Raw genomic sequence first — 13,386 nt, 5'->3', positions numbered from 1 at the left:
AAAACTAATGTCGGTTAAAATTCTTTTCGTTATCAATAAAACTGCCGGTAGTCAGCAGGTGGATTTAAAATCAGACATCGAATCCTATTTTAAGGACAAAGACGTGTTGTTGGATTTCTATCATCTGCCCGATCCCGTTGATTGCGATTCCCTCAAAGACTACATAAAAGGTGCCAAAGCAGACAAGGTAGTGGCCGCCGGCGGCGACGGTACCGTGACCCTGGTAGCGCGCTTCCTGAAGGATAGCGGCGCTGCACTGGGCATCATACCTGCGGGCTCTGCTAATGGTATGGCCAAGGAGCTGCTGATCCCTGAAAAGTTAAACGAGGCGCTCGATATTATTGACAAGGGAGAAGTGACCAGTGTTGATACGATCCTGTTGAACGGAGAACATCTGTGTCTTCATCTCAGTGATGCGGGCATCAATGCACAGCTGATCAAAAATTTTGAAGAGGGTGATACCCGTGGCAAGATCGGTTACCTCAAAGTAGCCTGGAAGACCTTAGTAAGGCGGCAGGTCCTCGACATCAAGCTCAAACATAAAGACAAGGTGATCCGGCGCCGGGCGTTCATGGTTGTTATTGCAAACGCCGGTAAGTATGGCACAGGAGCGGTGATCAACCCGGTGGGCGAGATCAACGACGGGCTTTTCGAAGTGGTGGTGGTGAAGCGACTTTCCTTCTTCCCGATTTTGAAAATGATGTTTTCGCTGGGGTTTGATAAAAAAAATATTGAAATATACCAGTCCAGGTCAATTGACATCATGTCTAAAAGCCGCATTCATTTCCAGGTCGATGGCGAATATATGGGCAAGGTTAAGAAGATCTCCGCCGCCATACAGCCGGGAAGCCTCAACCTCATCCTTCCCAAAAGCTACCTGCAAAAGATGAACGATAACGAACTGCCCAAATGACCCTAAAAAAAGCGCTCACCCGGTCAACCTGTCACAGTTTTTTGCGTTTTAGTAAATGGATAGATATTTGTTCAGGTCCTTTTAATGAAACAGGCCGTTGAAAAATCTGATCCGCAGGAGATTTTTTTCAGCACGTTCCTGAAAACGAAAAAAAAATTAGTACGTTTACTGACATATCAAATAACTTTTATGACTTATAATTCTGAGTTTGAGAAATACGCTGTCAAACACCGGGGTATTTCCAGCAATACACTTCACAGTTATGGTAATCACCTGGTTACAGCATTAACACCGAACATCATTGAAGAACGTCCTATGAACGTGGCGGTGATGGATGTATACAGCCGTTTGATGATGGACCGCATTATCTTCCTCGGTTATCCTGTTACGGACGAAGTAGCCAATATCATTACAGCTCAATTGCTGTTCCTCGATAGCACCGACCGTGTGCGCGACATTAACATGTATATCAATAGCCCGGGGGGCAGCGTATACGCAGGCTTAGGCGTATATGATACCATGCAGTATGTGAGCCCTGATGTAGCTACGATCTGTATCGGTATGGCAGCCTCCATGGCTTGTGTGCTGCTGGCAGCAGGAACCAATGGTAAAAGAGCCGCGTTGAAGCATTCGCGGATCATGATGCACCAGCCAAGCGGCGCTATCGGTGGGCAGGCCAGTGACATTGAGATCACCGTTAACGAGATCCGGAAACTGAAAACCGATCTTTACGAAATCGTGAACGAACATACCGGCAAGCCTATCGAGCAGATCGAAAAAGATTTCGAGCGCGACAAATGGATGACGGCGCCTGAAGCTAAAGAATATGGCATCGTTGATGAAGTATTATTGCTCAACAAGAAGAAATAGATCGGGTCGATGGATCATCGTCCATGGACTTCAACTTCAATCAAAAAAAATTTCACAATGAATTTTTCAAATATATACAACAACAAATGGCAACGCCCGATGCTCAACGAAGAAGAGGGCGACGAGGAAGAGCCTAAAGAACCGCAGGATAAGCGGGATGATCTGATGATGCTCAACAAGCGCCTCGAAAAATTATTTTTTGACAAGCGTGCAGTATACCTGTGGGGCGTTGTAGATGATAAAAGTGCGCGTGAGGTAACGACTAAGCTGTTGCTGCTCGAAGCTGACAAGCCCGGCCAGCCAATCAATTTTTACATCAACAGCCCTGGTGGCGTGGTAACCAGCGGTATGGTGATCTATGATACCATGAAGATGATCAGCAGCCCCGTGCACACGATTTGTATGGGACTGGCAGCGTCGATGGGAAGTATCTTGCTGAGCGGCGGAGAAAAAGGGCATCGGTACATCTATCCCCACGGGGAAGTGATGATCCACCAACCTTCACTGGGTGGCTATATCCGCGGCGTAAGCTCGGACCTGGAGATCCAGGCCCGTCAGACACAACGCGTGAAGCACATCGGTGCAAAGATACTGGCCGAAAATTGCGGCAAAACGATCGATGAGATCATGCGCGATTTTGACCGGGACTATTGGATGGACGCACAGGAAGCCATACAATATGGTATTGCGGACAAGGTGGTCGAAAAATTGTAAGGACCGCTCTGACAGACGTTTTTAAGCTATCTCCATTCGGAGATAGCTTTTTTATTTGAAGCCATCTCAAGCCGGATTTCATGTACTTGTACCGTTTACCCGCCACGGCTCGTAAGGAGATATGTAAAAAGCTATAATATTTTTATATTTAATATTAAAAATATTATATATAAATTTACGTTATAATTTATTCCTAACGAAAATTCAAGTCATGAGAAAAATCATTTACTTTTTATTGGTGCTCCTCTATGCAAACAGTGATCTGGCAGGCCAGACCTTGTGGAGCAATGAAATCAACCATTCCGGAACAGAGGTACCGCCAAGCCCTTACACCGAAGGGGATAGTGTAGCTACCGGAATAACCGTGTCAGGTGTCGGCAGGGGGCCGGGCATCGCGGGAGTAGCCGCTGCCGGTACTTACAGCGCAGAAGGATGGACTGCCGGAAGCTCGCCTGGAAACGATGATTATTTCACCTTTACCCTGACACCCGGGGAGGGGGAAACGATTGATTTTAGCAGCTTTAGTTACAGTGGCTTTATTTCTGCCGGCGGCGGCGGTCGCGACAGCGGGCCGGGGACATTAGCCTTGAGGTCCAGCTTAGACAATTTTGCGTCAACGATCAGCACCGGCACGACGATCGATCTGTCAGGTTCCCAATTTCAAAATATTGAAACGCCCATTACTTTTCGGCTGTATGGATACAATTCGGGGGGTGAAACGGGAACGTTCAGCCTTGACGAATTTCAATTCGACGGAACTGTGAGTGAAGCACTTCCTGTTACATTCGGTGTGCTGCAAGCCGTCGGGCAGGTGGGGGCTATCAAAGTTGGCTGGCAAACGCTGGCCGAGGTGAACGCCAGTCACTTTGAAGTACAGGTTTCTGCGTCAGGACAAGATTTCACGACCGTAAAAACGGTGCAGGCGCACCAAGCGGGCTCGGATCAGCCGCAATATTATGAAGTTGAAATTAAGGCTGCCGACTGGGCCTCACTGCTGACCTTTCCGGCGATTATAGCACTGTTAGGTTTTGGAGCCTCCAGAAAAAATAAGTGGCGCATCGCTTTGCTGGTTCTTGCAGCAATAGCCGGTATATCAGCCTGCAAAAAGGGTACAGCTGTTCCTCTGGATCGTTTGAATACGCCGTTATTCGTACGAATTGTACAGGTCGATATCGACGGTGATATGCAGTATAGCAAGGTCATAAGTGTTGTCAGGGCAGAATAAGGCTGGCTGCGTTCGCGGCAAAATTTTAACGATACCAGGCGGGCCGATACGAGCGCTTTTTTCTACCTTTGCAGCTATATTATGAAGGAAAAAATATCGGGTTCGGTTTTGCATTGTTCTTTCTGTGGTCGCAGCCGCGATGAGGTAGAAATACTCATTGCAGGACAAGACGGCCATATCTGTGAGAACTGTGTAGAGCACGCCCAGGAAATTATTGACCAGGAATTACATCTGAAAGAAAATCCTCAAAGCCAGGGCTTTTCACTGAACGTGAAAAAGCCTATGGAGATAAAGACCTTTCTGGATGATTATGTGATTGGCCAGGACGACGCCAAAAAGGTGTTAGCTGTAGCGGTGTACAACCACTATAAAAGATTAAAACAAAGATCCGGTCGCGATATTGACCCGCATAGCGAAGTCGAGATTGAGAAAAGCAATATCGTGATGGTGGGAGAGACCGGTACAGGTAAGACCTTATTAGCGCGGAGCATCGCCAAAGTGCTGAATGTGCCCTTTGCGATTGTCGATGCCACAGTGTTTACTGAAGCCGGATATGTGGGAGAGGATGTAGAGAGCATCCTGACCCGTTTGTTGCAGGTTTGCAATTACGATGTAGAAGCGGCCGAGCGCGGCATTGTGTATATTGATGAAATTGATAAGGTCGCGCGCAAAAGCGATAACCCAAGCATTACCCGCGATGTGAGCGGCGAAGGTGTTCAGCAGGGATTGCTCAAATTGCTGGAAGGAACAGATGTGCTCGTGCCACCGCAGGGCGGACGTAAACATCCTGATCAAAAACTGATCAAGGTAAACACGCACAACATCCTTTTCATTTGTGGGGGTGCGTTCGATGGCATCGACAAGATCATCGGACGCCGGGTACAAACCAACACCATCGGCTTCAATGTCGATAAGGCGCAGCAAGAGGATATGAAGAAAAACCTGCTGAAGTTTGTCAACTCGCAGGATCTGAAAGCCTTTGGTCTGATCCCTGAGCTGTTGGGCCGTCTGCCCGTTGTAACCCACCTCGAACCTTTGGACGCGGACACTCTACGTGATATCCTGACCGAACCTAAGAACGCGCTGATGAAGCAGTATAAAAAGCTGTTTGAACTGGAAGGTATCGAGTTGAAGATAGAAAAAGAAGTGTACGAATACATGGTGCAGAAAGCGGTTGAGTATAAATTAGGGGCGCGGGGCTTAAGAAGTATCTGTGAGAGTATCCTTACGGATGCAATGTATGAGTTACCATCATCTTCCGAGAAAGTATTCACATTGACGAAGGATTATGCCGAAAGAAAATTCAGCAAGAGCAAGATGGGACTGGTAAAAGCGGCATAAGAAAATGCAGGAAGTATGATTTACAATGTCGGATGTTTAAATTTATGATGTATGTACGAGGTTCTAAAAATCAGAAATTTCAAATCCTAAATCAGAAATAAAAAATTTCATATGAACGAATTAATAGAAAAACTGAAAGCAGAAGCGGGTTTGACCGACGAGCAGGCAGCAAAAACTTTGGAAACAATCAAAGGGTACGTGATTGAAAAATTCCCGATGCTGGAAGGCGCGGTAGGAAACCTTTTCGGTAACTCCTGATTGTACTGAAATAATGTTAATTTAGAGCAAGTCGTTGGACTTGCTTTTTTAATGTCCTGCTATGATGTATCATCCAAAAACCGACGCGTATATTGCCAAAGCTCCGGAATTTGCCCGGCCGATACTTGAGTTTTTCAGGGAGGCTGTTCACAAGGGTTCTCCTGATATTACAGAATCGATCAAGTGGGGCGTGCCCAGTTTTGACTTTAACGGGAAAATGATGTGCAGCATGGCCGCCTTTAAGAAGCACTGTGCTATTGGCTTCTGGCTCGGTGGCAGCATCAAAGCGCTGAAAGGTTACCTGCCATCAGACGCCGAAGGCAGCTCTGAGTTCTGGCGCCTCTCCGGTATTACCGCTATTGAGCAGATGCCCAAAGAGAAAGCACTCATTGCCGCCGTGAAAGAGGCTGTTGCTTTAATTGAGATGGGCGTGACCATGAAGCGCACGCCGGCAAAGCGTGCCGCCGAATTGCCGGTACCGGAAGTATTATCCCGGGCACTGCAGAAGCATAAGAAAGCCAAAGAGGTATTCGAACGGTTTGCGCCGTCTCATCGAAAGGAATATATCCAATGGATCAATGAAGCAAAAACAGATGCCACGCGCGATAAGCGTGTGGCAGCTGCGGTTGAATGGATTGCGGAAGGGAAAGGGCGAAACTGGAAGTATGAGAAGCGCGGGTGATGATGCGTGATGATAATAAGAAAGGTCTTATTTTACTCATTCATTACTCGCTGCGTTTACTCGCCGTTCCTAATCATCAACCCTGTAGCACACCTCCCATCAACGGATCTGTCATAGAGATATTGCCCGTTTCTACGTGACCCGCATATTGCTTTGTAAATACTTTATTTCCCGGGGTGGAGATGGTAAAGTCGTACCAGCCCGAGCTCTTTTCGAGGTTGATCCTGACCGTCTTCTTGTTTCCCGCAGCCAGGGAAATATTTTGCGGCTTCGCGCCGTAAGCGTTATCACGAAGTTCAATCTCTAATGCGTTGTCACCTTTATTCTCTAGCTCCAACAGGATATTGCCTGTATATTTTTTATTGAAAGCTCCCTTCTTTTCAAAACCGCAGGCCACCGAAAGCTCGGGGTCTCGGGCGTCTCCCTGGTATTGCCTGAAGAAGCCATTAGGTCCATTGATACAAAGGTCATAAATGCTGTTGTCAAATTTTTGCAGCGCCACTTCATCCTTCAGCCGGTCGCGCTCCTTCACCGCGTAAAACCAGGTTCTGCCCGCCTCCTGTCCGTAGCTGGAAGGCGTATACATATTAAAGGCAGACCCGGCATGATGATCGTTGCTTTCCACTTCGAAAGACAGTTCCACCGAGCCGCTGTTCTTATTCAGGTGGGCGTCTGCATGCAGCTTATAAGGCAAAGCGCAGGCCGGCCTTGTGCCTTTTTCCTGCTCTGCCATCCATTTAGAATTTTCAGGAGCATAAGAAGCGTATTGATTGATCTTTTTGATTTCCTGGTCCGATAAAGGATCCGGCACCACTTGTTTGGGTTTGTTACGTGCATTCTGAATATCGGTAATCACCTGGTTTTTTTTCAGGAACTCAGGCAGCGGGAATGCTTCACCATTGTAGGGACGGAACGCCGATGTGAGGTCGCCGCAAACCGTTCTTCGCCAGCTGCTGATATTGTCTGAACTTATTTTCCGTCCCGTTTTTTTCTGAAGAAATTTTTCAAGGAACATCAGCGTGGACGTGTGATCCTGTACCTGCGAATTAATAAACCCTCCTTTGCTCCAGGGAGACGCGATGATCATGGGCACGCGATAGCCTAACCCGATAGGCCAGCCGGTAGCCGCATCAAAATCAGATTCGATGTCAATGCCTTCAGATACTTTTCCTGAAGATGGGTCGCCGGGGTTGGGCACCACAAAAGGCGGCAGGTGGTCATAATAACCATCGTTCTCGTCGTAGTTCAGAATGAATATCGTCTTCTTCCACACTTCGGGATTTTTGGTCAGGATGTTCAGTGCTTCAGATACGTACCAGGTGCCGTATAGCGGAGTGCTCGTGTGATCAGAAAAAGCCTGCGGCGCCGCCAGCCAGGAAACAGTGGGCAGATTCCCCGAATCCACATCCTTGCGGAACTGGTGGAAAATGTCTTCTGCCGGTATTTGAATCGTTTGCTCTTTGCCCGTGTCGTCGGTGAAGGTGTAAGATTGCAATTTCAGGTAATCTTCCACTTCGATGTTCGTGGTAAACGCTTTATCGATCAGGTTCTTTTCTTTCGGGCTAAGCTTATTATATCTTTCCAGCACTTCTGCTGCGCTCAAAGCCGGCGTAGCTGTTGCATCGCCGTTCTTACGGAAGTAAGCCGAAAGTTTCACCTGGTGTTTCTTAATATACTCCACAGCGTTATCGCCATAATTTCCCATCCAGTAATCCGTATTGTCCTCCAGCTTCGCACTCCACAATTCATTTTGGTAGATCTTCCAGCTGATGCCATGATCTTCCAGCAGTTCGGGGAATGAACTCCAGTCCACATAAGTGTTGGTGCGGGATTCAGCCTGCGAGTTTCTAACTGCCGGTTTAGAGGTGCCGTTCAATTGTTCGCGCACTTTGCCGGTCCAGAAGAATAACCGGTTCGGTGTGGTGCCCGTCAGCGACGAGCAGAAATAATGATCACAAAGGGTGAAGGCATCGGCCAATGCATAATAAAATGGCACATCGGCGCGGTTGTAGTAGCCCATGCACATTTCCGACTTGTGCGGGATCCACTGATCATATTTGCCATTATTGCGGGCACGGCTCTGGTCGGGCCAGTCGTGTGGAAGGCCACCTTGCCAGGTTATTTTTGTTTTGTTGATATCGATATGAAAAGGTGCATGTGCCGCACCGTTCTTTGACTTTTGGATCCATGCCTTATTTTTATCAGGAAGGGTTTTAACGCGCGGATCGTTAAAGCCCCTGGCCCCTTTCATGCATCCGAAAATATGATCAAACGACCGGTTCTCCTGCATCAGGAACACGATGTGCTCGGCATCATAAAAAGTAGTGCCTTTGTCGGCATTGATGGATAAGGCCCGTTGTATGCTCGAGGGCATTACATTGTTCATACCTGCCACGCCGGACAGTATAGCTGCATTTTTTAGAAAGTCTCTGCGTTTTTGTTTCATTATATACAAAGCAATTGGATGTAGAGAAATAGAATGAAGATGCTGTCTCAAAAGTCTTTCACGTCTGTCCGACGGGTTCGTTCAGGCGGGTGTGAAAGTTCTTTGCTTTTGATACAGCATCTTCAAAGATGCGTTTTTTTTATTAGTTCATTGTGCTATTGCAGGATCCACATCACCCCGTTGATATCATCCCCTTCAGGATATTGACGCGCAATAGCGGCACTCAGGTTGGTAGTGTTATAATTCTGCTCCTCCAGGGGATACATCCACCGTTTGGGCACTCTCTTATTGTTGAGTACGCCAGAATACACGGTTTCGAAAACAGGGAACCCGGTTCGCCTTTGTTCATAAAACGCCTGCCAGCCGGAGTTCATGAACATGCTGATATATTTTTGTGTGATGATCTGCTCTATTTCTTTGCCACTTTGCAGGTTGATGATGGGCTGATTCAGATAGGCGGTAATCTCAGCATCCGAATACTGGCGGCCGGTATACGCAACGCCTGATACGCCTGGATAATTAAAATTGGAGAACTCCATGGATGCCCGGATCCCGGACTTATAAAGATCGTTGGCATTGCCCGTGATCCAGCCCCGCACCACTGCTTCGGCCAATAAGAACTGTACTTCAGCGTAGCCCATTAACAAGCTCGGTTCGTTCACGATTTCGTAAGCATACCTCCGGTTGATCGGCGATGCCTGGCTGCGGCCTTTCTTCCCGGTGTTGTAAGACAATGGAGCGCTGCCAACCAGCCCGTCATACTTTGTAAAATCTTTAATAGTGGTAGCGTTGACAGTACCTGCAGGTTGTCCGTAAGTGAACAGGCGCGGATCGTTGAAGCCCTGAAGTATATCCACAAAAGAACTGTCCAGGTAATAGTCCGTCTTCATCGAGTTGTTATTATAATAGGGGTAACGGTTACTATTGATATCATAATAAGATAATTTGCCGTTTTCGCCGTTGCCCGAGATCAAAGGATACTTTGTTGGATTAGAAGCGATCTCGTTGAATCTTTGACGGATATTCAGATCCGTATCAGCTACTTTGCGGGAAAGGCTCATCAGTACGCGTAATGAAAAAGAATTGATCAGTTTTTTCCACGCGCTGATAGAACCGTTATACACCACATCTCCCGAAATGGCGTCCGACGTACTACCCAGAGAGTCGCTGGCAATTTTCAATTCATTCAAAACTTTTACATAGATATCCTTTTGCCGGTCGTAGGCGGGTCTTACTGCTGAAGAATCGGTGAAGTTATTTTGTTCGATCGATTGCATCATTTGCGAATAAGGAATATCCCCAAAGGTTTGGGTCATCGAAACGATGAAGTAGGCCTTAAAAAATTTAGCCAGGTAGCGATAGTTGGGCTTGTTCACTCTTTGCGCTTCCTGTTCCATCCTCACCACCTGCGCGATGTTCGAATAGCTCATCGAGCTTCTTGTCCAGTTGTAGTACTGTGAAGTACTGTTCCCTTGTGTGTATACCAGTTGCCGGCTCGCGAGACCCGCGTCTGCGCTGATATTGGAAAAGGCAACGCGCTCGATGTTGGGCAATAAGAGTGATGGGTCCGTTAGGGTGGGGCGGTTGGGGTTTTCCTGGAAGTATTCAAACTTCTTGCAGGAGCTAAAGCCCGCTGCCACCAGGAGAAAAATATATAACGATAAAGATTTCATGATGTTGGCTTTTTTAGAATTTGAGATTGATGTTGAATCCTAAGCTTCTTACTGAGGGTGTTTGAAGATTGTCCGATTCCGCATCGGGATCCACATTTGGAATTTTAGAAAGGATGAATAGGTTGTTTCCTATGAATGAAACAGCAGCCGACTTGAAAAAGCCTTTGGTCCAGTTGCCGGGAAGGTTGTAAGACAGTATCAGCTCGCGCATCTTGAGATAAGTGCCGCTGTAGTAAAAGTAATTGTTCAGTGCGTTGCCTGCATCGCTTTGCATGAAGGAAATATAATTCACTGCGGTGCTGTTTTCCTCGTATTGACGCGTGTCGGAAACGATCTCACCCCGTCTGTCATAAGTTACGGATCCTTCTTTGATCACGACGCCCGGCGCAACATAAGTGTTCTTGCCGGCAATGGCATCATCGCGGAATGAATTAGCCGTTTCGATAGCGGCACCGCCCCACCACATCTTTTGATTGGTAGTGGAGTAAATAAGTCCGCCCAGGCGGCCGTCAAACGAAAAGCTAAGTCCGAAGTTTTTATAATTAAAAGCGTTCTGCCATCCGTACAACCATTTGCTATCGGCGTAGCCAAAGAAGTGAGGATTAGCGTCGAAAGCTAAGGAGCCATTGCTGTTGTAGATCGGTCTGCCATCCGCTGTTTGCGAGTACGTGATGAACACGCGGTCGGTACGGTCGCCTTCTTTTATATTTCCTACAAAACCATCGGCGCCCGGGGCTGTGGCTTTCTTCAGCCAGAGATGACTATTGCTGAAGTTAAAAGTGGTTTCCCATTTAAAGTCCTGGTTTCTGACAGGAGTGCCGCTTACAACAAACTCCCATCCTTTCCTCACATAAATGTTTGCATTCTGCAACACACCGGTATAGCCGCTTGCCTGAGATTGGGGCACGGTTGTAAATCCGTTATATTCTTTATTCCGGAAATAAGTAGCGTCGATGTTAATGCGGTTTTTCAATAAACCGATGGCCACGCCATACTCGGCCGACTCCACTGTGCTGGGTATCAGCTGGGGCGTGATGGCGGTTCCGGGCCATACCACTGAAGGCGTATTGTTCCACTTGCCACCGATGGAGTAAGTCAGGATATGTTCATAAGGATTACCGGGACTTACGAAACCGGTATTCACTTTGGCCCATGAAGCCCGTGTTTTTAAGAAGGATACTGCTGTCGGCAACTCCAGCACGTCAGACAGTACTGCAGATAAACCGGCAGAAGGGTAGAAGTAGGTATTGTTGTCAAGCGGCAATGTTGACGACTTGTCGTAACGGCCGGTGAGGTTGAGGTATAAAAATTTAAGCGTTTCGATATCCACCGTTGCGTAGGCACTGGTGGTTCTGCGCTCCTGCAGGCTGTTGCTGCCGGTAAGAGGATTCGTAGTATTGCTTAAGTTGTAAAACTCTGGTATCGTGAGGCCATCTGTAGCAGACGTCGCGCTTTTCAAATTGCGGTAAGCATTGGCGCCGCCCGCACTGACATTGAGTTTGAAGCGGTCACTGAACTGGTGATTATAGTTTAGAATAAGATCCGAAGTGATGTCAAAATAGTTGGTATTCGTAACACTGTAATTGCCTTTCGAAATAAAGCTATAATTCACGTAACTGTAAGGCTCTTTCACGTCCGAGTTCTCTGAATACTGGTTGAAGCCATTCCGGAACTTCAGCGAAAGATTATCCGTGAATTTATAATCGAAGGTGATCTGGCCGAACGCATTGTTTTTCTTATAACCATTCAGGTATTCGTAGGCCACAAAGTAAGGGTTGTTATACCAGGACAGGTTGTAGTTGCGTTGTTGCAAACCCTCTTTCCCTGGTATCCAGTAGTTTTTCAGGTCGCGAATGTCCACGTCCGTTCCGATCCAGAGGATCAGGTTGTAGAGGATGTTGGGCGGCCCGTAGCCTACTGTCGGGTAGTTATCGGAATACTCCCTGTTATAAGTAAGCTTTGCATCCACGTTCAGTTTGGGACTCAGCGCATAATTGCCTCCGATCGAGAAAGATGAGTTGTTCACGCCCGTATTCGGCACCAGGCCTTTCTGGTAAATGTGGCCGGCAGACAGGCGGTACGAGCCTTTGTCATTGCCCGCTGATGCAGAGATATTGTTGGTCGATAAAATACCTGTCTGAAAGAAATTCCTGATATTATCTTTTCCTCTGGAAACCCAGGGGAGCGGTTGGTAGTTCCCGGTCGATGTAGTGCCATCAGGGAAGGTTACCGTGTAGGATTGATCGGGTGTGTAAGGGCTGTTATACTGAGGCAGTTCCACGAAGCCGCTGGCGGTATTGGGATCGCGCTGATCCAGCTTGGGTCCCCACAACCAGCCGCCCCCTTCGATGCCGCTTCCCGATCCGTTGATGTAGGCATATTTACCTGCATCTCCGCCGCCGTATTGATGCTGCACTTCCGGGATGACGGTATAGCTGCCCTGGAACATAGTAGACGAGTTAAGTTCCACACTTACCACGCCTTTTTTGCCCCTCTTGGTGGTATACATGATGGCACCGTTGATGCCTATCTGGCCATACAGGGCGCCCGCCGCCGGGCCTTTAAGCACGGTGATACTTTCGATATCGTCCGCGTTTATTTTGTAAGGGTCGGCGTTGGGGTCGGGGATACCGTCGATCACGATGAGCGGTGTTTTACCGCGCAGCTCTATCCCCGGGTTTCTGAAGAGATCGGTAGTATTAGTGATGTTCAATCCCGCTACTTTACCAACCAGGGAGCCGACAGCGGTCGGGGTTCGGGATTTCTCCAGGCTTTCTCCCTGCACTTCCTGGAGTGCGTAGCCCAAAGCTTTCTGTTGTTTTTTGATGCCAAGGGCCGTGGTCACCACCACTTCCGCCAGGTCGTTGCTGGTCGCATCCTCAAGGAGTACGACCATGGATTCATCCGTAGCAGTTACTTCCCGCGAAGCGAATCCTACTGAGCTAAAGATGAGGAGCGCGCCGCGGTTGGTGGAAATGGTAAACCGGCCTTGTGCATCGGTTTGTACAGCGTTTCTTTTATCCTTTTCAATGATACTGGCGCCGGGCAGTAAGCTACTGTCCCTTGCGGACCTTACGGTTCCGGATACAGTCAGTGTTTGTGCGACGGAGCAGTAGCTCAGGAAAAACAGAAAGCAGCAGATAAAGAAGGATTTTCTCATATTCCGGGGTTTATTGTTTATAAGCTTTTAAATGGTATTACGAGCAGCAACAGGGATCCGGTACACGGTTCGGGCATCGCTTAGTGGTCTGTCCCCGGGCAACT

At 47.9% G+C, this 13,386-nt stretch carries 10 protein-coding genes; 7 read left to right on the top strand and 3 right to left on the bottom strand.

Annotated elements, in window-relative coordinates; translation table 11 throughout:
- The first annotated feature begins 7 nt into the window (after window positions 1–7).
- From ACU37H_RS08650 to ACU37H_RS08620, 7 genes are all read left to right on the top strand, one after another.
- The gene (locus ACU37H_RS08650; RefSeq protein ID WP_472701925.1) at window positions 8–913 is read left to right on the top strand and encodes a diacylglycerol/lipid kinase family protein; all 906 of its coding nucleotides are present in this window, start codon (window positions 8–10) and stop codon (window positions 911–913) included.
- A 189-nt stretch (window positions 914–1,102) separates the two neighbouring features.
- Window positions 1,103–1,783 carry a ClpP family protease gene (locus tag ACU37H_RS08645; RefSeq protein WP_472701926.1) on the top strand — a complete coding sequence of 227 codons (681 nt, stop codon included), beginning with the start codon at window positions 1,103–1,105 and terminating at the stop codon, window positions 1,781–1,783.
- Between the two features lie 57 nt (window positions 1,784–1,840).
- Complete coding sequence (locus ACU37H_RS08640) at window positions 1,841–2,497, top strand: ClpP family protease (RefSeq protein WP_472701927.1); 657 nt, start codon at window positions 1,841–1,843, stop codon at window positions 2,495–2,497.
- Between the two features lie 211 nt (window positions 2,498–2,708).
- On the top strand, window positions 2,709–3,722 hold the full coding sequence (locus ACU37H_RS08635) for a hypothetical protein (protein ID WP_472701928.1): 1,014 nt from the start codon (window positions 2,709–2,711) through the stop codon (window positions 3,720–3,722).
- Window positions 3,723–3,803: 81 nt separating this feature from the next.
- Entirely contained in the window at window positions 3,804–5,063 is a 1,260-nt protein-coding gene (clpX, locus tag ACU37H_RS08630; RefSeq protein ID WP_494407598.1) for an ATP-dependent Clp protease ATP-binding subunit ClpX, read from the top strand.
- 111 nt (window positions 5,064–5,174) lie between these two features.
- A complete protein-coding gene (locus ACU37H_RS08625) occupies window positions 5,175–5,321 on the top strand; it encodes a hypothetical protein (RefSeq protein ID WP_472701930.1) in 147 nt (48 codons plus the stop codon).
- Between the two features lie 61 nt (window positions 5,322–5,382).
- Entirely contained in the window at window positions 5,383–6,003 is a 621-nt protein-coding gene (locus ACU37H_RS08620) for a YdeI/OmpD-associated family protein (protein WP_472701931.1), read from the top strand.
- 76 nt (window positions 6,004–6,079) lie between these two features.
- Here the strand turns inward: ACU37H_RS08620 and ACU37H_RS08615 are convergent, their stop codons facing one another.
- The 3 genes from ACU37H_RS08615 to ACU37H_RS08605 form a co-directional block, all read right to left on the bottom strand.
- Window positions 6,080–8,449: a phosphocholine-specific phospholipase C gene (locus ACU37H_RS08615; RefSeq protein ID WP_472701932.1), complete on the bottom strand. Its 2,370-nt coding sequence runs from the start codon at window positions 8,447–8,449 to the stop codon at window positions 6,080–6,082.
- Between the two features lie 155 nt (window positions 8,450–8,604).
- Window positions 8,605–10,122, bottom strand: coding sequence for a SusD/RagB family nutrient-binding outer membrane lipoprotein (locus tag ACU37H_RS08610; RefSeq protein ID WP_472701933.1), 1,518 nt, complete (start codon window positions 10,120–10,122; stop codon window positions 8,605–8,607).
- A gap of 13 nt (window positions 10,123–10,135) precedes the next feature.
- Window positions 10,136–13,282, bottom strand: coding sequence for a SusC/RagA family TonB-linked outer membrane protein (locus ACU37H_RS08605; protein WP_472701934.1), 3,147 nt, complete (start codon window positions 13,280–13,282; stop codon window positions 10,136–10,138).
- Window positions 13,283–13,386: the final 104 nt, after the last annotated feature.

It is taken from the genome of Niabella sp. ZPM-14 (assembly GCF_055693045.2).
Note: the sequence above shows the minus strand (reverse complement) of the source record. Positions and strands in the feature narration are given on the sequence as shown.